The organism is Streptomyces sp. NPDC001415 (genome assembly GCF_053597395.1).
Genome location: NZ_JBSFIE010000011.1, coordinates 102001 through 125267 on the forward strand (window position 1 = coordinate 102001; position 23267 = coordinate 125267).

At 70.8% G+C, this 23267-nt stretch carries 17 protein-coding genes, 1 tRNA gene and 1 riboswitch; of the genes, 5 read left to right on the plus strand and 13 right to left on the minus strand.

Features of this window, described 5'->3' with window-relative positions:
• The first annotated feature begins 186 nt into the window (after window positions 1–186).
• Window positions 187–1587, plus strand: coding sequence for a glycoside hydrolase family 16 protein (locus ACWC2B_RS17450; RefSeq protein WP_450717334.1), 1401 nt, complete (start codon window positions 187–189; stop codon window positions 1585–1587).
• Between the two features lie 87 nt (window positions 1588–1674).
• Here the strand turns inward: ACWC2B_RS17450 and ACWC2B_RS17455 are convergent, their stop codons facing one another.
• Window positions 1675–2550, minus strand: coding sequence for a Bax inhibitor-1/YccA family protein (locus ACWC2B_RS17455; protein ID WP_450717336.1), 876 nt, complete (start codon window positions 2548–2550; stop codon window positions 1675–1677).
• Between the two features lie 155 nt (window positions 2551–2705).
• Window positions 2706–2787 (minus strand) — tRNA-Leu (locus tag ACWC2B_RS17460).
• Window positions 2788–3230: 443 nt separating this feature from the next.
• Here ACWC2B_RS17460 and ACWC2B_RS17465 point away from each other — a divergent pair.
• Both ACWC2B_RS17465 and ACWC2B_RS17470 read left to right on the plus strand, forming a co-directional pair.
• On the plus strand, window positions 3231–4001 hold the full coding sequence (locus tag ACWC2B_RS17465) for an ABC transporter ATP-binding protein (RefSeq protein ID WP_450717338.1): 771 nt from the start codon (window positions 3231–3233) through the stop codon (window positions 3999–4001).
• 182 nt (window positions 4002–4183) lie between these two features.
• Entirely contained in the window at window positions 4184–6715 is a 2532-nt protein-coding gene (locus tag ACWC2B_RS17470; protein ID WP_450717340.1) for an ABC transporter permease, read from the plus strand.
• A gap of 85 nt (window positions 6716–6800) precedes the next feature.
• On the opposite strand, the gene ACWC2B_RS17475 is transcribed toward ACWC2B_RS17470, so the two are convergent.
• The 9 genes from ACWC2B_RS17475 to ACWC2B_RS17515 form a co-directional block, all read right to left on the minus strand.
• A complete protein-coding gene (locus ACWC2B_RS17475) occupies window positions 6801–8093 on the minus strand; it encodes a class I SAM-dependent methyltransferase (RefSeq protein WP_450717342.1) in 1293 nt (430 codons plus the stop codon).
• 224 nt (window positions 8094–8317) lie between these two features.
• Entirely contained in the window at window positions 8318–9715 is a 1398-nt protein-coding gene (locus ACWC2B_RS17480) for an NAD(P)/FAD-dependent oxidoreductase (protein WP_450717344.1), read from the minus strand.
• A gap of 369 nt (window positions 9716–10084) precedes the next feature.
• A complete protein-coding gene (locus ACWC2B_RS17485) occupies window positions 10085–10999 on the minus strand; it encodes a Ppx/GppA phosphatase family protein (protein WP_450717346.1) in 915 nt (304 codons plus the stop codon).
• Window positions 10996–11529, minus strand: a complete 534-nt coding sequence (locus ACWC2B_RS17490) for a DUF501 domain-containing protein (RefSeq protein WP_344376293.1) — start codon at window positions 11527–11529, stop codon at window positions 10996–10998. Before ACWC2B_RS17490 ends, ACWC2B_RS17485 begins: the two co-directional genes overlap by 4 nt.
• Window positions 11530–11560: 31 nt before the next feature.
• Window positions 11561–12049 carry an FtsB family cell division protein gene (locus ACWC2B_RS17495; RefSeq protein WP_450717348.1) on the minus strand — a complete coding sequence of 163 codons (489 nt, stop codon included), beginning with the start codon at window positions 12047–12049 and terminating at the stop codon, window positions 11561–11563.
• Between the two features lie 143 nt (window positions 12050–12192).
• Window positions 12193–13479 carry a phosphopyruvate hydratase gene (eno, locus tag ACWC2B_RS17500; protein ID WP_114039304.1) on the minus strand — a complete coding sequence of 429 codons (1287 nt, stop codon included), beginning with the start codon at window positions 13477–13479 and terminating at the stop codon, window positions 12193–12195.
• A gap of 260 nt (window positions 13480–13739) precedes the next feature.
• Window positions 13740–14453, minus strand: a complete 714-nt coding sequence (locus ACWC2B_RS17505; RefSeq protein ID WP_450717351.1) for a transglycosylase family protein — start codon at window positions 14451–14453, stop codon at window positions 13740–13742.
• Between the two features lie 3 nt (window positions 14454–14456).
• Window positions 14457–14625, minus strand: a riboswitch (cyclic di-AMP (ydaO/yuaA leader).
• A 257-nt stretch (window positions 14626–14882) separates the two neighbouring features.
• Complete coding sequence (locus ACWC2B_RS17510) at window positions 14883–15932, minus strand: transglycosylase family protein (protein ID WP_450717353.1); 1050 nt, start codon at window positions 15930–15932, stop codon at window positions 14883–14885.
• A gap of 143 nt (window positions 15933–16075) precedes the next feature.
• Complete coding sequence (locus tag ACWC2B_RS17515; protein ID WP_450717355.1) at window positions 16076–17335, minus strand: cytochrome P450 family protein; 1260 nt, start codon at window positions 17333–17335, stop codon at window positions 16076–16078.
• Window positions 17336–17374: 39 nt separating this feature from the next.
• On the opposite strand from ACWC2B_RS17515, the gene ACWC2B_RS17520 reads away from it, so the two are divergent.
• Complete coding sequence (locus tag ACWC2B_RS17520) at window positions 17375–18592, plus strand: globin domain-containing protein (RefSeq protein WP_450717357.1); 1218 nt, start codon at window positions 17375–17377, stop codon at window positions 18590–18592.
• A gap of 129 nt (window positions 18593–18721) precedes the next feature.
• On the opposite strand, the gene ACWC2B_RS17525 is transcribed toward ACWC2B_RS17520, so the two are convergent.
• Together ACWC2B_RS17525 and ACWC2B_RS17530 are read right to left on the minus strand one after the other, a co-directional pair.
• Window positions 18722–19681 carry a nucleoside triphosphate pyrophosphohydrolase gene (locus ACWC2B_RS17525; RefSeq protein WP_450717359.1) on the minus strand — a complete coding sequence of 320 codons (960 nt, stop codon included), beginning with the start codon at window positions 19679–19681 and terminating at the stop codon, window positions 18722–18724.
• Window positions 19682–19702: 21 nt separating this feature from the next.
• A complete protein-coding gene (locus ACWC2B_RS17530; RefSeq protein ID WP_450717361.1) occupies window positions 19703–20380 on the minus strand; it encodes a SurA N-terminal domain-containing protein in 678 nt (225 codons plus the stop codon).
• 248 nt (window positions 20381–20628) lie between these two features.
• Between ACWC2B_RS17530 and ACWC2B_RS17535 the strand changes: the two genes are divergently transcribed.
• On the plus strand, window positions 20629–23088 hold the full coding sequence (locus tag ACWC2B_RS17535) for a YfhO family protein (protein WP_450717363.1): 2460 nt from the start codon (window positions 20629–20631) through the stop codon (window positions 23086–23088).
• Window positions 23089–23267: the final 179 nt, after the last annotated feature.

Here is a 23267-nt window from a genome sequence, read left to right on the forward strand (position 1 = left end):
TGCTGCCCGGATGCGCACGCCACCTGGTACGCCCTGGCACGCCTTCAGTAGGTGAACTCCCCATCGCCACAAGGGGTTTCACCGCTTTACCTCTTGACGCTCCGGACGACGGGGAGCACAGTGACCGCGCAGCCCGTCGCTGAGAGCGCTCTCAGAGCGCTCTCTTTCCGAGAGAGGCACCCCCACATGCGCCCGACGCCCCACAGACGCAACCCGGCCAGGCGAGCCGTGATCGCCGTACTCTCCGCACTCGGCCTCGCCGCGGCCTCCGCCGCCCTCGTCGCCCAGCCCGCCGGCGCCTCCGCCCCACCGCCCCCGGCGGGCTGGTCCACGGTGTTCACCGACGACTTCAACGGCCCGGCCGGATCCGGCGTGGACACCGCGAACTGGCAGTACACGACCGGCACCAGCTATCCCGGCGGCCCCGCCCACTTCGGCACCGGCGAGGTCGAGACGATGACCTCGTCCACCAGCAACGTCTCGCTCGACGGCGCCGGGAACCTGCGCATCACCCCGCAGCGCGACGCCGCGGGCAACTGGACCTCGGGCCGCATCGAGACCAAGCGCTCCGACTTCCAGCCCCCGGCCGGCGGCAAGCTCCGCATCGAGGCGCGCCTGCAGATGCCGAACGTGACGGGCGCCGCCGCCAAGGGCTACTGGCCGGCGTTCTGGGCCCTGGGCGCGCCCTTCCGCGGCAACTGGTGGAACTGGCCCGGCATCGGCGAGCTCGACGTCATGGAGAACGTCCAGGGCCTCAACAACGACTGGTCCACCATGCACTGCGGCACCAGCCCCGGCGGCCCCTGCAACGAGACCACCGGCATCGGCGGCCAGAAGGCCTGCGCCGGTACGACCTGCCAGGGCGGCTTCCACACGTACGCCGTCGAATGGGACCGCTCGGGCCCCAGCGAGCAGATGCGCTTCTCCCTGGACGGCGTCGACTTCCACACCGTGAACCAGAACCAGGTCGACGCGACGACCTGGGCGAACGCAACGAACCACGGCTACTTCGTCATCCTGAACGTCGCCATGGGCGGCGGCTTCCCCGACGCGTTCGGCGGCGGCCCCGACGCGGGCACCCAGCCGGGCCACCCCCTGGTCGTCGACTACGTCACCGTCCTGCGGTCCGCGGGCTCCGGCACCACCACCCCGCCCACCACTCCGCCGACGGGAAACCGTGACGCGTACGGCACCATCCAGGCCGAGTCGTACGACCAGCAGTCCGGCCTGACGAAGGAGACCACCACCGACAGCGGCGGCGGCCAGGACCTCGGCTCGGCCGCGAGTGGCGACTGGGCGCTCTACAAGGGCGTGAACTTCGGTACGACGCCGGCCAGACAGTTCTCCGCGAGGGTGGCCAGCGGGGCGGCGGGCGGGGTCAGCGGTCTGGTGGAGGTCCGCCTCGACAGCCCCGACAGCGCGCCCATAGGCAGCTTCGCCGTGGCCAACACGGGTGGTTGGCAGAGCTGGCGTACGGTGCCGGCGAATATGGGCGGGGTGACCGGTACGCATGACGTGTATCTGACGTTCACGAGCGGTCAGCCCGCGGACTTCGTCAACGTGAACTGGTTCACCTTCGGCCCCTGATGCCCCACCCCGCTCGCGCAACGGCGAGGGGCTCCGCCCGGCGCGATGGCCGGGCGGAGCCCCTCGTGGCGTTCAGTGGCGCCCGGGTCAGTCGTTGCCCTGCAGGATGGAGATCAGCCGCAGCGCCTCCAGGTAGATCCACACCAGGGTCATGGTGAGACCGAAGGCCGCCAGCCAGGACTCCTCGCGCGGGGCCCCGTACGTGATCCCGTCCTCGACCTGCTTGAAGTCGATCGCCAGGAAGCACGCGCCGAGGATGATGCCGATGATCCCGAAGAGGATGCCGAGGCCACCGCTGCGGAAGCCGAGGCCGTCACCGCCGCCGATCGCCGAGAACAGCAGGTTGACCAGCATCAGCAGCATGAAGCCGATCGCCGCGGCCATGACGAAGCCGGTGAAGCGGCGGTTGACCCGGATCAGCCGGGTCTTGTACGCGATGAGCACTCCGGCGAAGACCGCCATGGTGCCGAGCACCGCCTGCGGGACCGCGCCCGCCGACACATGCGTCGTGACGGCCGAGCTGATCACACCGAGGAAGACGCCCTCGAAGGCGGCGTACCCGAGGATCAGCGCCGGCGTCGGCTTGCGCTTGAAGGACTGGACCATGGCGAGGACGAACGCGATCAGCGCGGCGCCGACCGCGATGCCGTACGACTTGCTGATGTTCGCCGCGTCGACCGGCAGCGCCAGCCACGCCACGACCGCACCGGCGACGACCGTGCCGAGCGTGATCGCGGTGCGCGTGACCACGTCGTCGATCGTCATCACACCGGACCGGGCCGGCGCCTGCGGGGCGCCCTGCTGCGTGTCCTGCTGCGCGTACGGGTTCGTCGCGTACGGGTTCGTGGGCGCCTGCGCGTACGGGTTGCCCCCGGCCTGCGGCTGCTGCGCGGTGTTGAAACCGGCGTAGCCGTTGTCGCGGCTGAACCCCCGTCGCGAGAAGACCGGGTTGCTGCTCCTCATCTCACTCCTCCATGGCCACCGTGCGCGGCCTTGTCGTCAAGGGTAATGGGCACGCAAAGAAACCGGCGTAATGCCTAGGGAGGATCTTCACCGGTCGATGGGAGGGGTGCAAGGGTCCGACGACCCGACGCGCGGGAAGCCGGAAGCTGCATGAGTGCCCGGAGCCGGACTCGAACCGGCACGGCCCGAAGGCCAGCGAGGTTTAAGCTCGCCGTGTCTGCGTTCCACCATCCGGGCAAGGGCGCGCGGCTCCGCGTTTCGCGGGACGCGCCTAGCCCGACGCATCCCCCGAACAGCGGAACAACCACCCGATGTTGTCTTATTTTATTGACGCCTGATGGTGCGTCAGCACAGCTGGGGGCGGTGTTGGCACATGCCGGAGGCGGTTGGCAGGGCGGCCGGGGGACCCCGATATACGGGTCCGGAATGACGGAAAGTCGATGCCCGATCGCGCCCCGCACCTGACGCTGGCACAGATCGGCGGAGCCCGGCTTGAGCGACGGCGGAGCCCGCCTCGATCCCGCGTCTTCTCAGGGGTGTCGTCATACCTCAGGAGGACGGAGGTGGTTCTTCCGTCCGACTCAAGAGGGCCAGCGAACGGGCACAGGGACTGACGATCCGGCGCCGGGCGCCGGAGAGGATGGAGAAGTCCCCGAAAGCCGTTCGACAGGAGTACCTCCGTGACCACCATCCCCACCGCACACCGCGCGACCGCGGTGGCCGCCCGCGCCATCGAGCTGTCGAAGGTCTACGGCACGGGCGAGACCCAGGTGGTCGCCCTGGACCAGGTCACGGTCGACTTCCGGCAGGGCGAGTTCACCGCGATCATGGGCCCGTCGGGCTCCGGCAAGTCCACGCTGATGCACTGCGTCGCGGGCCTCGACTCCTTCAGCTCCGGCTCGGTCCGCATCGGCGAGACCGAGCTCGGCTCGCTCAAGGACAAGCAGCTCACGCAGCTGCGCCGCGACAAGATCGGCTTCATCTTCCAGGCGTTCAACCTGCTGCCCACGCTGACCGCCCTGGAGAACATCACGCTGCCCATGGACATCGCGGGCCGCAAGCCCAACAAGCAGTGGCTCGACCAGGTCATCTCCATGGTGGGCCTCTCCGACCGTCTCTCCCACCGCCCCACCCAGCTCTCCGGCGGCCAGCAGCAGCGCGTCGCCGTGGCCCGCGCGCTCGCCTCCCAGCCGGAGATCATCTTCGGTGACGAGCCGACCGGAAACCTGGACTCGCGCTCCGGCGCCGAGGTCCTCGGCTTCCTGCGCAACTCGGTGCGCGAGCTCGGGCAGACCGTCGTCATGGTGACCCACGACCCGGTCGCCGCGTCCTATGCGGACCGGGTCATATTCCTCGCCGACGGGCGGATCGTCGACGAGATGCTGCGGCCCAGCGCGGACGGGGTGCTGGACCGGATGAAGGCCTTCGATGCGAAGGGCCGCACCAGCTGACCCCGAGCCGTCGGGGGCGCCGCCCCCGAACCCCCTAGCCAGTTGATGCCGGGCCTTCCAAGCCCGCACCCGGTATTCCTGGGGGCTCCGCCCCCAGACCCCCGCTCCTCGAACGCCGGAGGGGCTGACTCTTGGCGCCCAGCGCCTGTACGGCCCGACCCGACCCAGGACTGAGAAACCCCATGTTCAAGACCGCCCTGCGCAACGTGCTCGCGCACAAGGCCCGGCTGTTGATGACGGTGCTTGCCGTCATGCTCGGCGTCGCCTTCGTCTCCGGCACCCTCGTCTTCACCGACACCCTCGGCAACGCCTTCCGCAACCAGTCGTCGAAGAGCTACGACAAGGTGGCCGTCGCCGTCACCACGTACGGCAGCCGTGACGACGCCGAGCGGGAGCCCGGTGTCAGCAAGCAGACCCTGCAGAAGATCGAGAAGCTCGACGGGGTCGCCTCGGCCACCGGCCGGGTGGACGGCTTCGCCGGTGTGGCCGGCACCGACGGCAAGCTGATCGGCCAGGGCTGGGCCAACAAGGGCGGCAACTTCGCCCCCGGCCAGGGCGGCAACGACCCGGCGTACACCTTCACCCAGGGCTCGGGCCCGGTGGAGGACGACCAGATCGCGCTCGACAAGGACACCGCCGACAAGGGCAAGTACACCGTCGGCGACACCGTGCGGGTCGCCACCAACGGGCCGGTCAAGCAGTACAAGCTCGCCGGCGTCTTCACCACCGAGGACGGCCAGGTCAACGCGGGCGGCAGCCTCGTCCTGTTCGACACCGCCGTCGCCCAGCAGCTCTACCTCAAGCCGGGCTACTTCCAGAACGTGAGCGTGGCCGCCGCCCCCGGCGCCGACGCCCAGAAGATCCTCGGCGAGGTCAAGCCGCTGCTCCCCAAGGACGCCGACGCCAAGACCGGCCAGCAGCTCGCCGACCAGGAGGCCAAGGACATCGAGAAGGGCCTCAGCGGCCTCAACCAGACGCTGCTCGCCTTCGCCGCCATCGCGCTGTTCGTCGGCATCTTCCTGATCTCCAACACCTTCACCATGCTGGTCGCCCAGCGCACCCGCGAGCTCGCCCTGATGCGCGCCGTCGGCGCCTCGCGCGGCCAGGTCCGCCGCTCGGTGCTCGCCGAGGCACTCGTGGTCGGCACGATCGCCTCCGCGATCGGCTTCGCCCTCGGTCTCGGCCTCGCGACCGGGCTCAGGTCCGCGATGGGCGCCTTCGGCGCCAAGCTGCCGGACGGCCCGCTGATCATCTCGGCCACCCCGGTGATCGCCGCCCTCGCCGTCGGCGTCTTCGTCACCCTGATCGCCGCGCTGCTGCCCGCCTGGCGCGCCGCGAAGATCCCGCCGGTCGCCGCGATGAGCAGCGTGCACGGCGTGGCCACCACCAAGTCCCTGGTCGTACGGAACTCCATCGGCGGCGTCATCACCCTCGGCGGTGCGGCCGCGGTCATGGCCGGTGCCGCCGCCGGCAAGGACGGCAAGATGCTCATCGGCCTCGGCGCGTTCCTCGCCCTGGTCGGCATCATCATCCTGATCCCGCTCCTGTCCCGCCCGGTCATCGCCCTCGTACGGCCCGCGCTCGGCAAGGCGTTCGGCGTCTCCGGCAAGCTCGCCAGCCAGAACGCGGTGCGCAACCCGCGCCGCACCGGCGCCACCGCCTCCGCGCTCGCCATCGGCCTCACCCTCGTCACGGGGCTGTCCGTGCTCGGCGTCACGCTCGGCAGCGCCATCGACAAGATGACGACGGACAACATCAAGGCCGACTACATGGTCCAGATGGCGGCCAACGGCTCCGGGCTCGACAAGGACGTCCTGTCCGCGCTGCGCAAGGCCCCGGGCGTCTCGGCGGTCTCCCCCAAGGAGTCCTCGTACCTCCAGCTCGACGGCAGCGGCCAGTCGGTGGCAGGTGTGACGCCCGGCGACATCGAGAAGGTCATCAACGTCGAGCCGGTGTCCGGCTCCCTGGCCACCCTCGGCCAGGGCCAGATAGCCGTCGACGACAAGACCGCCGCCAAGCACGGCTGGAAGCCCGGCTCCAAGGTCGCCGTCGAGTTCGCGGACCAGAAGAAGGGCTCGCTGACGATCGGCGCGACGTACAAGGAGAACGAGTTCCTGGACTCGGTGCTCGCCCCGACCTCCGTGCTCGACCCGCACCAGACCAAGCCCTACATCCCGCAGATCTTCGTCAAGACGGACGGCGGCGCCACCAGCGCCAATGAGAAGGCCCTGGTCAGCGCGCTCGGTGACAACCCGGCGATCAGCATCATGGACCAGCAGGACATCCGCAACGAGTTCGGCGGCATGATCAACACGCTGCTCAACATCATGTACGGCCTGCTCGCGATGGCCCTGATCATCGCGGTCCTCGGCGTCGTCAACACCCTCGCGATGTCGGTGTTCGAGCGCCAGCAGGAGATCGGCATGCTGCGGGCGATCGGCCTGGACCGCCGCAAGGTCAAGCGCATGATCCGCCTGGAAGCCATCGTCATCTCGATGTTCGGCGCGGTGATCGGCATCGGCCTCGGCTCCTTCCTCGCCTGGGCCATCGGCCAGACCATCAAGAAGTCGATCCCGAACTACGCCCTGGTCATCCCGTGGGACCGCATCGGCATCTTCCTGCTGCTCGCCGGCCTGGTGGGCGTGCTCGCCGCCATGTGGCCGGCCCGCAGCGCCGCGAAGCTCAACATGCTGACGGCCATCAAGACCGAGTAGGTCGGCAACTGCCTTTAGGTATACGGGAGTTGAAGGGGCCCGGGAGTCTGACTCCCGGGCCCCTCCGCCGTCATGTCAGGGGCCGTCAGTTCCAGGTGCGGGCCCTCAGCGGCATTCCCGAGGCGCCGCCCACCGGGGTCTTCACCGCCAGGATCTGGTTGACGCCGATCCGGTTGCGCTCGAAGGAGAGCGCGGAGGCGGCCATGTAGAGCCGCCAGATCCGGGCCCGGCCGGGGCTGGTGTACCGCACGGCGCGGGCCCAGTCGGACTCCAGGTTCGCCACCCAGTGACGCAGCGTCAGGGCGTAGTGCTCCCTGATCGGTTCGACGTCGCGCGCCTCGAACCCGGCCTCCTCCAGGGCGGCCAGGGTGCGGCCGACCGGGGCGAGCTCGCCGTCGGGGAAGACGTACTTGTCGATGAACTCATCCACCTCGTACGCCGATTCGTCCCGCTCGGGGCGCCGGGCGATCTGGTGGTTGAGCAGCCGCCCGCCGTCCTTGAGCAGGGCGAACAGGATGTCGGCGTACTCCGCGTACCGCACCATGCCGACGTGTTCGGCCATTCCGATGGAGGAGATCGCGTCGAACGGGCCGTCCTTGACGTCCCGGTAGTCCTGGACACGGATCTCTATCCGGTCGGTGAGCCCCTCCTCGGCGATCCGCTTGCGGGCGAACGCGGCCTGTTCGCGCGACAGCGTGATGCCGACGACGTGCGCGCCGTACTCGCGGGCCGCGTGGATGGCCATCGATCCCCAGCCGCAGCCGACGTCCAGCAGCCGGTCGCCTTCCTTGAGGGCCAACTTGCGGCAGATCAGGTCGAGTTTGTCGCGCTGGGCGTCCTCCAGGGTCGCCTCGGGGCTCTCCCAGTACGCGCACGAGTAGACCATCGACGGGCCGAGCACCAGCTCGTAGAAGTCGTTGCCGACGTCGTAGTGGTGGCTGATCGCCTCTTTGTCGCGGCGCTTGGTGTGCAGCCGGCCGGTGCGGCGCCGCATCTCCTCGGCGGGCGGGGCCGGCGGGGGCAGCGCGCCGCCCAGCTTGAGCAGGGCCTTGGCGGCGGCCCGCAGCCTCGGGTCGCGCACCGGGTGGACGGTGTCCTTGGGCTCGCCGCCGCGCTCCCAGATCAGCCCGGCCAGCAGGTCGAGAGCCGCGTACAGGTCGCCCTCGACGTCGATCTCGCCCGCCACCCAGGCGCGGGCCAGGCCCAGTTCGCCCGGCTTCCACAGCAGCCGGCGCAGGGCGCGCCGGTGGCGTACGACGAGAACCGGGGCGCCGGGCGGGCCCGCCTCACTGCCGTCCCACGCCCGGATACGTACCGGGAGTGCCTCCCCCAGCAATTCCTCGGCAAGAGCGGTCAGCCGCAGCGCCGCGTCGGCCATGGTGCACACCTCCGTGCCTCGCAGAAATGTCTCAGCACCCCGGTCAACAGTGCCCGGGCGCGGAGCAATCCCGCTACCACGCACGGGGGTGACAAGGTGTCTGCATACACCATCTTCCTGGCCGGAAACCGGTCATGGGCCGGCCCGGATGGCGCCGGGCACGCCGAAGGGGCCGCCCGCACCACGGATGGCGGACGGCCCCTTCGGGGTGACGCTGCTTGAGGCTAGGAGGCCTTGGCCTTCTGCTCGGCCTTGTCCTCGACCTTGGCCGCAGGGGCCGGGGCGGGCTTGGCCGCCTCGTAGAACTCCTCGCGCGGGGTCTCCATCGCGCCGAGGGAGACGACCTCGCGCTTGAGGAACATCGCGAGCGTCCAGTCGGCGAAGACGCGGATCTTGCGGTTCCAGGTCGGCACGGCCAGACCGTGGTAGCCACGGTGCATGTACCAGGCGAGCCGGCCCTTGAGCTTGATCTTCATCTTGCCCATGACGATCATCGCGACGCCCTTGTGGAGGCCGAGGCCCGCCACCGCACCCTTGTTGGAGTGCGAGTACTCCTTCTGCGGGAAGCCCCGCATGCCGGAGACCACGTTGTCGCCGAGCACCTTGGCCTGGCGCAGCGCGTGCTGGGCGTTCGGCGGGCACCAGGCGCGCTCGGCCGGGACGCCGGCCTTGATCGCGGCGAGGTCCGGGACCTGGGCGTTGTCGCCCGCGGCCCAGATGTAGTCGGTGCCGGTGACCTGGAGGGTCGGCTGGGCGTCCACGTGGCCGCGCGGGCCGAGCGGGAGGCCGAAGCGGGAGAGCGCCGGGTTGGGCTTGACGCCCGCGGTCCACACGATGGTGTTGGAGTCGACCTCAAGGCCGTTCTTCAGCACGACGTGGCCGTCCACGCAGGAGTCCATGGAGGTCGAGAGGTAGATCTCGATGCCACGGCCCTCAAGGTGCTCCTTGCCCCAGCGGCCGAGCTCCGGGCCGACCTCGGGAAGGATCTTGTCGGCGGCGTCGACCAGGACGAAGCGCATGTCCTCGCGCTTGACGTTGGTGTAGTACTTGGCCGCGTCGCGGGCCATGTCCTCCACCTCGCCGATGGTCTCCGCGCCGGCGAAGCCGCCGCCCACGAAGACGAAGGTCAGCGCCTTGCGGCGGACGTCCTCGTCGGTGGTGGAGTCGGCCTTGTCGAGCTGCTCCAGAACGTGGTTGCGCAGGCCGATGGCCTCTTCCACGCCCTTCATGCCGATGCCCTGCTCGGCGAGACCGGGGATCGGGAAGGTGCGGGAGACCGCACCCATCGCGATGACCAGGTAGTCGAAGGGCAGCTCATAGGCCTCGCCGACGAGCGGCGCGACCGTGGCGACCTTGCGGTCCTGGTCGATGCTGGTGACCCGGCCGGTGAGCACCTCGGCTCCGCGCACGACGCGTCGCAGCGGGACGACGACGTGACGCGGCGAGATGCTGCCTGCGGCGGCTTCGGGGAGGAAGGGCTGGTACGTCATGTACGAGCGCGGGTCGACGACCGTGACGGTCGCTTCCGCGTAACGCATCTTCTTCAGAATGCGTCGCGCTGCGTACAGGCCTACGTACCCGCCACCTACTACGAGGATCCTGGGACGCTCCGTGGTGCTCATGCCATCGAGTATCCACCCGCCGATGACCCCCCGCTCGTGCGCCCCTTCACAAGGTCTGACAGGGGCTCTGCTACACTGCGCGGCCCACGTGACCGAGGTCATGGCGCGACGAGGGAACCACGGTGTAGGGGAGAACGTTGTTCACCCCTCCTGAACTGGCCCGCACGGCTCCGCGCCCGCTGGACCACTGCCGCATGAAACGCAGGCGTAACGCGCCAACCACCGTCTGGAATGCGCACGGAAGGGGCCCCTGAGCCTCGGAAAGCGGTCCTGGGACCACAAACCTCGGCCCGGGGGCCCGATTTCCTTGTGAAGAACTTCACGAACTTTCTCGCGCGGCCGGGCCCAAAGGCACTCGCGGGGCCACGATCAGGCGATCGACCAGGCGATTCCGTCCAGAATGTCGTGCTCGCTGACCACGACCTCCCGGGCCCCGGTCCGCTCCATGACGGCGAGCAGCACCAGCGCACCGGCCGCGATCACGTCGATCCGGCCCGGGTGCAGCACGGGGATGCGGGTGCGCTCCTCGTGGGTGGAGGCGAGCAGGCGCTCGGTGACCGCGGCGACCTCGTCGTGAGAGATACGTGAATGGTGGATGGCGGCCGAGTCGTACGCGGTGAGGCCCAGCGCGATCGCGGCGACGGTCGTGACCGAGCCCGCGAGGCCGACCAGGGTGCGCGGCTCGCGCAGCGGCACGGTCTGCTCGGCGAGGTCGAGGGCGGCCTCGATGTCGGCGCGGATCGCGGCGATCTGCTCGGGGGTCGCCGGGTCGCCGGGGTGGTGGCGCTCGGTCATCCGCACACAGCCGATATCCACCGAGCGGGCGGCCCGCACGCTCCGGGAGCCGACCACGAACTCGGTGGAGCCGCCGCCGATGTCGACGACCAGATAGTCCCCTTCGGCGTGCAGTTCCTTGGTGGCGCCGGTGAAGGAGAACTCGGCCTCCTGGTCGCCGGAGATCACCTCGGGCTCGACGCCCAGGATGTCGAGGACGCCGCGTACGAAGTCGTCCCGGTTCTCGGCGTCGCGCGAGGCGGAGGTGGCGACGAACCGGATGCGCTCGGCACCCAGCTCCTTGATCACCGCGGCGTACTCGCGGCACGCCGCGAACGTCCGCTCAAGCGCCTCGGGGGCGAGCCGCCCGGTGCGGTCCACGCCCTGGCCGAGCCGGACGATGGTCATGCGCCGGTCCAGGTCGACGATGTCCCCGGTCGCCGGGTCGGCGTCGGCGACCAGGAGGCGGATCGAGTTCGTACCGCAGTCGATCGCGGCGACGCGCGTCACTTGTCGTCCTCCCCGCCGCACGGCGTCACGCACGGGCCCTTCGCCCACCACTCGGGCAGCATCGCGATCGCCTCGTCGCCGAGCGGGTTCACGCCCGGGCCCGCGGCCAGCGAGTGACCGACAAGCACGTGCAGGCACTTGACCCGGTCCGGCATGCCACCCGCGCTCGGGAAGCCCTCCAGGACGTCGATGGCGTCGCGGCGCGCGATGTAGTCCTCGTGCGCGGCGCGGTAGGCGGCGGCGAGCTCCGGGTCGCTCGCGAGGCGCTCCGTCATCTCCTTCATGACGCCGTTCGCCTCAAGGGTGCCGATCGCGGAGGCCGCACGCGGGCACGTCAGGTAGTACGTCGTCGGGAACGGCGTGCCGTCCTCCAGACGCGGGGCCGTCTCGACGACGTCCGGGTTGCCGCAGGGGCAGCGGTGCGCGATCGCGCGCAGCCCGCGCGGCGGGCGGCCCAGCTGCTGCTTGAAGGCGGCGATGTCCGCGTCGGTGGGCTCGGTGCGTTCGGTCTGGGGCGGGGGCGTTTCCATGCCTGGGTCAGTCTCTATCGCTAGCAGGTGGTCAGTTGGCGGGGCGGTCGGCGTTGTCGACGCCGTCCCAGAGGTTGGAGTGCCAGGCGCGGCCGGTCTCGACCTTGTCCTCGCGGTGCTTGTTCGCCGTGCCCGGGTCGACGACGGTGAAGCCGGTCTCCCCCGGGAACTGCATGTGCAGGTGCTCGCGGGCCAGTTTCTCGATGTACGCGTCGTCCTGGAGGCGCGCCTTCTCGTCCCGCAGCTGCTCGACCGCCTTCTGGGCGTCGACGGCCCTGCGCTGCTGGTCGGAGATGTCGGCGCGCTGCGAGACGTACTGCCGCATGGGGTAGGCGAGCGCCACGATCATCGAGCACAGCACCAGGGCGAGCAGCGCCGCCCGGCCGGTGAGCCGGGAGCGGCGGGCCTGTCGTTTGCTCTGCGAGCGGTAGACGCGGGCGGCGGTCTGCTCGCCGAGCGCCTTGAGCCGAGCCGCGGTGGAGAACCGGTCGCGGTCCTTACCCTTGGCGTTCTTGCGCATCGCTCTCGCGCCTCCCCGTTACACACGGACGTCCCCGGACACGGTACGGGACCGCGGCCGGGGACGTACGTACGACTGGCTAGGGCGTCGGCCCTTCACACTGATCAGCCTTGGACTCGAAGCTGCTCAGCCTGTGAAGCCGCTCAGCCCTTGAAGCGCGGGAAGGCGCTGCGGCCCGCGTACACCGCGGCGTCGTCGAGGATCTCCTCGATGCGCAGCAGCTGGTTGTACTTGGCGACGCGGTCCGAGCGGGCCGGGGCGCCGGTCTTGATCTGGCCGCAGTTCACCGCGACGGCGAGGTCGGCGATGGTGACGTCCTCGGTCTCGCCGGAGCGGTGGGACATCATGCACTTGAAGCCGTTGCGCTGGGCCATCTCGACGGCGTCCAGGGTCTCGGTCAGCGAACCGATCTGGTTGACCTTGACGAGCAGGGCGTTGGCGGAGCCCTCCTCGATGCCGCGCGAGAGGCGCTCGGGGTTGGTGACGAACAGGTCGTCGCCGACGATCTGGACCTTCGAGCCAAGACGCGAGGTGATGGTGTTCCAGCCGGCCCAGTCGTCCTCGAACAGCGGGTCCTCGATGGAGACCAGCGGGTACGCGGAGACGAGCTCCTCGTAGTACTCGGTCATCTCGGCGGCCGAGCGGGACTTGCCCTCGAACTCGTACTTGCCGTCCTTGTAGAACTCGGACGCGGCGACGTCGAGCGCGAGCGCGATGTCCTTGCCCGGGGCGTAACCGGCTTCCTTGATGGCCTCAAGGATGAGGTCGAGGGCGGCGCGGTTGGACTCCAGGTTCGGCGCGAAGCCGCCCTCGTCGCCGAGGCCGGTGGACAGGCCCTTGCGCTTCAGGACGCTCTTGAGCGTGTGGTAGACCTCGGCACCCCAGCGAAGGGCCTCGGAGAAGGACTCCGCGCCAATCGGGGCGATCATGAACTCCTGGATGTCGACGTTGGAGTCGGCGTGCGACCCACCGTTGAGGATGTTCATCATCGGGACGGGCAGCAGGTGCGCGTTGGGACCGCCCAGGTAGCGGAACAGCGGCAGGTCGCTGGCCTCGGAGGCGGCGTGCGCGACGGCGAGCGAGACGCCGAGGATGGCGTTGGCGCCGAGCGAGCCCTTGTTGTCCGTGGCGTCCAGGTCGAACATGGCCTGGTCGATCAGGCGCTGCTCGGTGGCGTCGTAGCCGACGAGCTCCGGGCCGATCTGCTCGATGACGGCGAGAACGGCCTTCTCGACACCCTTGCCGCCGTAGCGGTTGGGGTCGCCGTCGCGGAGCTCGATGGCCTCGAAGGCACCGGTGGAGGCGCCGGACGGAACTGCAGCACGGCCGGTGCTGCCGTCGTCGAGGCCGACCTCGACCTCGACCGTGGGGTTGCCTCGGGAGTCCAGGATTTCCCGGGCTACGACGACGTCGATGGACGGCACGAGCATCTCCTTCTGGGATGTGACGCTAGATGTGACGCAAGCAGTGCAGGGCCTTGCGGGGTCGCTTCGCCTTGCGACAAGAGCCTAACCGGCTCTGGAGCTCCGGCCAGCCGGGTGCCCGCCTCCTGGGACGAAAAAGGGCCCAAGAACCCTGATTCCCGGGCAAAGGGCCACAACACTACTGCCGGGTAACAGCGAAAACCCCGGCCCGGCGCGTACGGGGGAATGCGCGCCGGGCCGGGGCGACCTGGGGGGGTGGGTCAGCTTCAGCTGAGGTGCAGCTTCTGGCCCGGGAAGATCAGGTTCGCGTCCTTGACGATGTCCTTGTTCAGCTCGAACAGCTTCTGCCAGCCGCCCTTGACGCCGTTGGCGGCGGCGATGTCACCGAGGGTGTCGCCGGACTTGACGGTGTACTCGCCGTTGCCCTGCTTGACCGGCTCGGTGCGCTGCTCGTCGCGGCTGGCCGGCGCGGACTCGGTGCGCTCGGCCTTCTTCGCCTTCGGCTGCGACTTCTGCTGGGGCTGGGCCTGCTGCTTGGGCGCCGCGGGCTTCGAGGCCTTCGGCTTCGAGGACGAGCCGGAGGTGTCGACGTCGGCCTTGCTGCCGCCGGACGTCAGGTTGCCGGCGCCGGCGCAGCCCCAGGCACCCGGGCCCTGCATCGCGAGCAGCTTCTCGGCGGTGGCTATCTGCTGGCCCTTGGTGGCGAGGTCGGCGCGCGCGGCGTACTGGGTGCCGCCGGCGGCGGCCCAGGAGGACTGCGAGAACTGCAGGCCGCCGTAGTAGCCGTTGCCGGTGTTGATGGACCAGTTGCCGCCGGACTCGCACTGGGCGACGGCGTCCCAGGTCTGGACGGAAGCGGCGGAGGCGTTGCCCGCCGCCATCAGCGGGGCGGCCACGGCGACACCGGTGACACCGGCCAGCGTGGCGACACGGACGGCCTTGGACGGGCGACGGTGCTTGCCCTTGCCGGAAAGCAGCATGGAGGTTCTCCTCACCGACGCCTGCGAGGTGAGCTGTCGGGTTCGGGCGTGAGCTGCCCGGCCGAGCGTCGATGCGCCCGTCTTCACCCCAAGCCGTTGCGGCAGTCGTCTGAACTGCCGGGCCCGGCACTTACCTTGGGTCCCCCGCTCCTGCCTACGGCGCATAAGCGTCGACTGTTCCCGTCGGCCGACGGCAGGATTCGGCGTGCTCGGTCGACGGGGCTCGTGGTGACGAGCGAGTCCGACGAAAACACACGCCCCGCCAATGTTCAAAGACGCACATCGGGGAGAAATCCCCCCTACTTGCCGTCACACAAGGGATGTTTCCGCAGGTGAGGGGCGGGGCGGACGGACCGGGCAGACGGGACACGCCAGTTGAGGCGAAGAGACCCATGTCTCACTTGCACAGAACGGACATACGCCAGCGAACTAACCCTGCTTCGGTGCCGACTTCGGGGCCGTCACGACCGCCGCGACACCCTTCAGGTCCAGGCTCTGGCCAGGCAGGATGAGGTTCGGGTCGGTGCCGATCAGCTTCTCGTTGGCGTGGTACAGCGCGGGCCAGCCGCCCTGGATCTTGTTCGCCTCGGCGATGACCGACAGATTGTCGCCGGGACGGACGGTGTAGTCGCCGTTGGCGGCGGGGGTGTTACCGGACTCACGTGAGGCATCGTCACCTCGCGAGGCGTGACGTCCGGAATCGCGACTATCGGTGGAGTTGCCCGAATTGTTCGAACCATTGGAGCCACTGGACCCGCTTGAGCCACTGGACCCATTCGATCCGGCCGGGCCGCTCGGGTCGGTCCGACCGGTCGTCGGGGCGGACGAGCCGGTGCCGCCCGGGGTCGTGCCCGCGCTCTCCTCCGGCGACGGCGACCCGCGGTGCTTGCCGGGGCTCGTCGGGGTGGATGCGGACGGCGTCGGGGACTTGGCCGGGTCGCTCGGCTTCGTGGGACCCGGAGTCGGCGTGGCGGGCGTGGAGGCGCCCGGCGTCGGGGTGGCGTCGGGCGCCTTGGTGTCCGGAGCGGAGGGGGTCGCGGGGGCGGGCGTGGGCGTGCCGGTCGACGTGTCGGGCGCGCCGGGGTCGACCCCCGCCGAGCCCCCGCCCCTGGTGAGCCCGGCGGCGCTGCCGCAGTTCGCGAAGGCCTGCGGACCCTTGGCCTTGAGCACCTGCTCGGCGACGGCTATCTGCTGGGCGCGGCTGGCGAGGTCGGCGCGCTGGGCGTAGTCCGTACCGCCGTACGCCTCCCAGGTGGCCTGCGAGAACTGGAGCCCGCCGTACAGGCCGTTGCCGAAGTCGGCGCTCCACATTCCGCCGGACTCGCAGGCGGCCACCTGGTTCCAGGTGCTCGCGTCAGCGGCGTTCGCGCCGGTCGCGGCGAGCAGGGGAAGGGCGATGGCCGATCCGGTCACTCCTGCCGCGACGACGAGAGCGGGTGCCTGGCGGGGTCGACGATGCCGTCCATTCCCGGAGCGCATGCGAAAGGCCTTCCGTGTGACTGCTGAGCCGAATGAACGGTGAACGTAGCCGTACTCGAACGCTTGTCACAAGTCGATGCAGCCGGGATCACATAAAAGTCACAGTCTTGACGGTCCGTCAGATACGGCTCGGACGCGGGCCCTCAACGCGGCGGCGTGAACTCGACCGGCAGGGCGCGCAGTCCGCGCATGATGAGCCCGCCGCGCCAGCGCAAATCGTCAGGTTCCGCCGCGAGCCGCAGGTCAGGAAGGCGCCGCAGCAGGGTCGCCAGAGCCGTCTGCCCCTCAAGGCGCGCCAGCGGCGCACCGAGGCAGTAGTGGATCCCGTGCCCGTACCCGAGGTGCTGGTTGTCCTTGCGGCCGAGGTCGAGCGCGTCCGGGTCGGCGAAGCGCTCGGGGTCGCGGTCGGCGGCGGCGAGCACCACGAGCACGGGGTCGCCGGCCGCGATGTCCCGCCCGCCGAGCGTCAGCGGCTCGGTGGCGAACCGCCAGGTCGCCATCTCGACGGGCCCGTCGTAGCGCAGGAGCTCCTCGACGCCGGTTTCGAGCAGGCCCGTCTCCCCCGCGGCGAGCGAACCCTGGAGCCGCTCGCGCTGCTCGGGATTGCGGAGCAGGGCGTACGTGCCGTTCCCGATCAGATTGACCGTGGTCTCGAAGCCGGCGAAGAGCAGGATGAAGGCCATGGCGGCGGCCTCGTTCTCGGTCAGGTGCTCGCCGTGGTCGCTCGCCTCGATGAGCCGGGAGATGAGGTCGTCGCCCGGGTTCTCGCGCTTCTTGTGGATGAGCTCGGCGAGGTAGTTGCGCATCTTCTTGACCGAGCGGGCAACGCCACCGCGCGGTCCGCGGCCGTGCCGGATCATCATGCCCGCCCAGTCGCGGAAGTCGTCCTGGTCCTCGCGCGGTACGCCGAGCAGGTCGCAGATGGCGTAGATGGGGAGAGGGAAGGCGAACTCGTGAATGAGATCGGCCTCGCCCTTGGCCTCGAACGCGTCGATGAGCTGGTCGGTCAACTCCTGGACGCGGGGCGCGAATTGGGCGACCGTACGCGGAGTGAACGCCTTGGAGACGAGCCGCCGCAGCCGGGTGTGGTCCGGCGGGTCGATGTTGAGCAGATGCGTCATCAGCTCGGCCTTGCGCTCGCCCGGGATGCCCGTCTTGCCCTTGGCGTGCGCCGGCTCGTCGTGGTGCGCCGGGTTCTTGGAGAGCCGCTGGTCGGCGAGGGCCTGCTTGGCGTCCCCGTACCGCGTCACCAGCCACGCCTCGACGCCGCTGGGCAGCCGGGTACGGTGCACGGGGGCGTGCTCGCGCAGCCAGGCGTACGCCGGGTACGGGTCGGTGGCGAACTCCCAGGTGAAGAGTTCGGGGGCGGGCGGGGCGGGCGGAATGGGGTTGTTGTCCTGCACCTCTCGACCGTATCCCGCTCTCTCCCCTACATTCACGCGGTGGATCAAGAGGATCAAGAGGCGCTGAGGGCCGGCTTCGCGGTGGTGGAGCGGCGGGCCGAGCATGCGGCCAAATACTTCTATTCCCACCTCTTCTGGCACAACCCGGGCCTGCGGGCGCTGTTCCCGTCCGGGCCTGAGGCCATGGAGCGCCAGCGCGACCGGCTGTTCGCCGCGATCACGGAGGTCGTGGGCCGCCTCGGCGACCCCTCCCTCCCCTCCTATCTGCGTGCGCTGGGCCGCGACCACCGCAAGTTCCTCGCGGCGCCGGAGCACTACGCGGCGGTCGGCGCGAGCCTGCTCGCCGCGTTCGCCCGGGCGGCGGGCGGGGCGTGGACGGCGGAGGTCGAGAAGGCGTGGTGCCAGGCGTACTCGGTGATGTCCGAGACGATGCTGGAGGGCGCGGCCGCGGCGGCCTCGGCGGGGGAGCCGGCGTGGTGGGGCGCGGAGGTCGTCCGCCATGCCCGCTACGGCCCCGACCTGGCGGTCCTCACCCTGCGCCCGTCGCCCCAACTCCCTTATACGGCAGGGCAGTACGTGAGTGTGGCGCATCCGCGGGTGCCGGGGGCGTGGCGGACGTACTCGATCGGGAACGCGCCGCGTGCGGACGGCACGGTCGACCTTCATGCCAGCCGGGTTTCCGGGGGGCTGATGTCGACGGCACTGGTCGAGCGGACGGACCCGGGGGACGCACTGCGACTGAGCCCGCCCGCGGGCTCGTTATCCCTGGGGCCGACCCCGTCCGGCCCGCTGACCTTCATAGCCGCGGGTACGGGGTGGGCCCCCATGAAGGCCCTGCTGGAGCAGCTGACCCGGGCTCAATTCGCGGACGAGGTACGGCTGTTCGTGGTGGCGCGGGATGTGGCGTACCTGTACGACCGGCCGGCTGTTGAGGCGCTGGCCTCCCAACTCCCTTGCCTCCACACGACGTTCATCACGCCGGCGCCGGGGCGGGATCCCCTTCAGGCCACGGAACGCCTGATCACCGCGCTGGGTCATCGCAGCCACTGGCCCCACCATGGCGTGTATCTGGCGGGGCCGCCGGGGTTCATGACCGAGGTCCGCGGGGTTCTGGTGGGGCTGGGGGTGGACGTGGGCCGTGTCTTCAGCGACGCGGTCCCTTCGGCGGGCCCGGGTCCCCGCCCGCTCGGCCCGGCGGAATGGCTCTTGAACCGCCCGGCCCCGCGCTGGCACAACCCGGCGGACCGGCGGGGTTGAGCCCCACCCCGGCCCTGGGGCTCGCTCCTGGGGCTCCGCCCCAGACCCCGGAGGCCCCTCCCCACCCCTTCCCGAAAGCCTCCGGCGGAGCCGCAGAGTGTCACAGCGGGAAGGGGCGGGGTGGGGGAATCAGCCCTCGGTCGAGCGGATCGCCTCCCGGTAGGCCCGCGCCGCGCCCCGCAGCGCCGCCTCCGGGTCGACCCCCGCCGCCTCCGCCTCCACCGCCAGCGCGAGGAGCCGATACCCGACCCCCTCCCCGGAGGGAAGCGGCACGGACAGCCCCGCCGTACGGGCGCGCGCGGACAGCTTGGCCGCCAGGGCCAGGGCCGGCTGCCCCAGCGGGACCCCGTCCGTCACGGACGAACGCTGCTTCTCCACCGCCTTCATCCGCAGCCAGTGCGCCTTGACCTCCTCCGGCGTCGAGGCCGTCTCCGAGCCGAAGACGTGCGGGTGACGGTGGATCAGCTTCTCGACGATGCCGCCCGCCACGTCATCCACCGAGAAGGGAGCCTCCGCGTCCTCCTCGGCGATCCGCGCGTGGAAGACGACCTGAAGGAGCACGTCCCCCAGCTCCTCGCGGAGCTCGTCGCGGTCGCCCTCCTCCACCGCCTCGACCAGCTCGTACGCCTCCTCAAGGGCGTACTTGGCCAGGCCCTTGTGGGTCTGCTGGGAGGACCAGGGGCATTCGCGGCGGATGCGGTCCATGACCTGGACGAGGTCGAGCAGGCGGGCGCCCGGCAGGTCGTAGGAGCCGGGGAGCAGTTCCAGGTCGGGCATCTGGACGCGGCCGGAGCCGGCGAGGCGGGCGAGCCCGTCCGTCAGGCGGCGGTCGCCCTCGCCGGAGGGGAGGACGACGACGGTCCGGCCCCCGGCGCAGGCCGCGACGAGTTCCTGCGCGTCCGGCGCCGAGATCTCCACCGGCACGCCGGCCTCGCGCAGATACGGCAGCTGCGGGTGCCCGGCGTCGGGGCACAGCACGAGGTCGGCGGCGCTCAGGGTCTGCCACGCGGGCCAGGACAGCAGGCCCGGGGCGACCCGGTGGCTCGCGGTGAGCAGAACGATTCGGCCGGGTTCTTCAACAGCAGTCACCCGTCGAACCTACCCGCTGGCTCAACCGGTCGAGACGGCGTCCCCGGGGTCGCCCTGCTGCTCCTCGGGGGCGGTCTGCGGGGCCGCGGGCTGCTTGGGCTTGGCGATCCAGGGGGCCTGGTAGTCGGCGAGCTGGATCTGGCTCGCGTTCCAGCTGCCGTAGCGGGGGTTCACGTCGACGCCGAGGTCCTTGGACGCCTTGACCAGGGCGGGCAGCAGGTCCTGCTGGGTGCGGGCGCCGAGCGCGGCGGCCAGCTTCTGCTCGGTGACCTGCCGCTGGACGTACGCGTCGATCTGGTTCGGGGCGAGCCCGCCGTTGGTGAGGGCCTGCTCACGCAGCTGGTCCTCACCGCCGGCCTGCTGGACCATCGCGGCCCGCGCGTCCTGGATCTCCTTGCGGCTGACGCTCACCCCGGCCTGCTCGGCAGCGCGGCCCAGCACGCGATCGAAGATCATGTTGCTCAGCTTCACCTTGCCGAGCTGCCCCGAATCCTTGATCAGCCGGGCGGACTCCGGGGACTTCTGCTGTGCCGTCCGTACGTCCTTGACCTCGGCCTGGAGTGCGGACACCTCGATCCGTTGGCCCCCGACGACGGCCGCGGCCCCCGGATGGGCCGTACTGCCGCAGGCCGCGAGGAGCGGTCCTCCGGCGAGCAGGGCGACGGAGACGGAGAGCGCGGTGCGACGGCGGCGGTGCAAAGGAGCCTCCCGGCGGAGCAGATACGTGCGGCGTGGCGACGGACCTTGCTAAGACCTTGCGATGATCGATGTTAGGCAGTCGAGGTGGCCGGGGCCACTGATTCGCCCAACGATTCGCAACCCCCATCGGTCGCGGGGGTGAAGCCGGGTGAAGCCGCGCCGTCCATTGCGTGAACTGAGGTCCCGGCCCGCTGTGTTGCCTCAAAGGCTCGGGCATATTCGACGGCAGCGCACAGCAAAGGACCCCGATGCCGACCCTCGAAGCCGCCCCCGCCCCACCGGTGGCCCCGGTGCGGATCGCGGCCGCCCGCCGCCCGGCCACCCGGGCCGCCGCCCTCTCCGCACTGATCACCCTGATCTCGGTGTGCGGCGCGGACGCGGTCGCCGGGGTCGTCCCGCTCGGCCCGCTCCAGCGCCACACCCGCAGCATCAACGACCTGGGCAACCAGTTCGTCCCCTTCCACGAGCACCTGTGGGACCTGCTGCACGGCCGCGCCGAGGGCGGGCTGCTCCTCAACTGGCAGTCCGGGTACGGCACTTCGTTCCTGCCCGACCTCGGTACGTACCTCAGCAGCCCGTTCGCACTGCTCGTCGGGGTCTTCCCGCGCGACCGGATCGACCTCGCGGTGTATGTGATCACCGTCCTGAAGATGGCGGCCGCCGCCGTCGCCATGACGGTGCTCCTTCTCGCACTGCGCCCGGCTGTCCGGCACCGCTGGGTGGCGGGGGTGCTCGGCGCCTCGTACGCGCTGTGCGGCTGGTCGGTCCTGGAGTCGGTCTACAACCCGATGTGGCTGGACGGCCTGATCGCCTTCCCGCTCCTGTGCCTGGTCGGCCACTGGGCCAGGACCGGAAGGCGGCCGGTCCTCGGCCCGCTGGTCGTGGCGCTCGCCTGGACCGCCAACTTCTACACCGCGTACATGGCGACGATCGGGGCCGGACTCGTCCTGCTCCTCCTTCTGTACGTGGACCGCGACACGGACAGGCGCGGCCGGGTACGGGCGGTCCTGCTCGCCGCACGCTCGGTCGCGATCGGCATCGGGCTCTCGGCACCGATCCTCTTCACGGTCTATCTGGGCACCAAGCACGCGCATCCGGGCTGGGTGCGGGAGTTCGCGCCGGTGTCCTGGCCGGACTATCTGGCACGCACGCTGCCCGGCACGTACTCCTTCTCCTCCCCCGCCGTCTTCCTCGGCACCGGCGCGCTCCTGCTCGCCTGCACCCTCGGCTTCCACCGCGCGGTCCCGCGCCGCGAGCGGTACGCGTGGAGCGGCCTCGCGCTCGCCGTCGCGCTCTCCTTCCAGTGGAAGCCGACCCATCTGGCCTGGCACGCCTTCGTCACCCCCAACGGCAGCCCCTACCGCCAGACGTTCGTGCTGTGCGGCATCCTCGTGATCGCCGCCTGGATCTCCCTCTCGTACGGGATTCCCGGCCGCCGCGCGCTGCTCGGCGGGGGCGGCGTCCTCGCCCTGATCGCGGCGGGCGCGGCCTTCAGCGAGCTGATCTCGGCCTGGACGTACCCGCTGTTCGCCCTGGGCCTGGCGGCCACGATCGGCGGCCTGCTCCTGGCCCGGTGCGGCCGGCGGGGACCGTCCCTCCTCGCCATCGCCCTGCTGGCCGGGGCGCAGATCGCGCAGGCGGGGGTGACGACGGCGTACGGAGACCAGCAGCGGGCGGCCCGGATGGACGGCTATCCCGCCTGGAGCGCCGAGCACACGGAGCGCGCCGCGCTGGAATCGGACGCCTCGGGCTGGCCCGCATACCGCACCGACCCCGGGCAGCGGCAGATCACCAACAACGACCCGCTGCTCCTCGGCGGCGAGGGCGGCGCCTACTACTCCAGCCTCACCCCGGAAGTCCTGAACCGTACGATGACCGCGCTCGGCGGCGGCTGGACCTCGCGGGGGCGGGCGGTGCAGAGCCTCGACAACCCGGTGACGGACGCGATCTTCTCGGTGGGAGCGCGGGTGCGGGTCGCGCAGAAGGGCGGCGACCCGGCCCTGATCCGGGCGGCCGCGACCCCGCCGCTCGTCACGCTCCGGCCGCCCGGGCCTCAACCGGTGTACGGCGCCAACCCGTTCCGCAACCAGGAACTCCTGCTCGGCGCCCGGGTCTACACGACCCGCACCCTCACACAGGGCTGCCCCGCCGGGACCGACATCTTCCTCTGGGCCCCGGAACACTTCGGTTCCGCGCGGCTCGGCGACGGCCCGCTCGTCGAAATGCGCGGCGGCGCGCCGAGCCGGCGGGCCCCGCTGATCCCATTCGGCCCCTCGGCGGGCCCTGGCCGCGCCTCCCACATCACCCTGACGCCGACCGACCGGCACGCGGAGCTGGGGTGTCTGGACCGGGGGGCGCTGGCGCGGGCGGTGGACCGTCTGCGGGCGACGGGGGCCGCCTCGGTCTCGGTGTCGTCGAGCTCGGTGCACGCGGAGCTCCCGGCGGGGGCGAGCGGCACGGCGGTGTTCGCGGTGCCGCGGATCGCGGGGTGGAGCTGTGCGGTGAACGGAGCCGGGGCGGCTCCGGCGGGCGACTACTTGGGCCTGGTCGCCGTGCCGCTGCCGACCGGGGCGCGCTCGGTGTCCTGCGGCTTCCGCCCGCCGGGGCTGCGGTCGGGTTCGGCGGTGGGGGTGGGGGCGTTGCTCGCGCTGGTGGGGGTGGGGGTGTGGGGGCCGGTGCGGCGCCGGTTCCGGGGGCGGGGGGTGTAGCTGGGGCTCCGCCCCAGACCCCGTTCGCGCCTTAAGGGCGCTCGTCCTCAAACGCCGGACGGGCTAAAGATGCCGGTGCCAACCAGAATCGATGCTGCCAGGGACAATCCTGCTAGGGGCGCGGGGAACTGCGCGACCGGCCACCCACCGGCCCGCAGGCCGAAAGCGGGTTTAAGAGC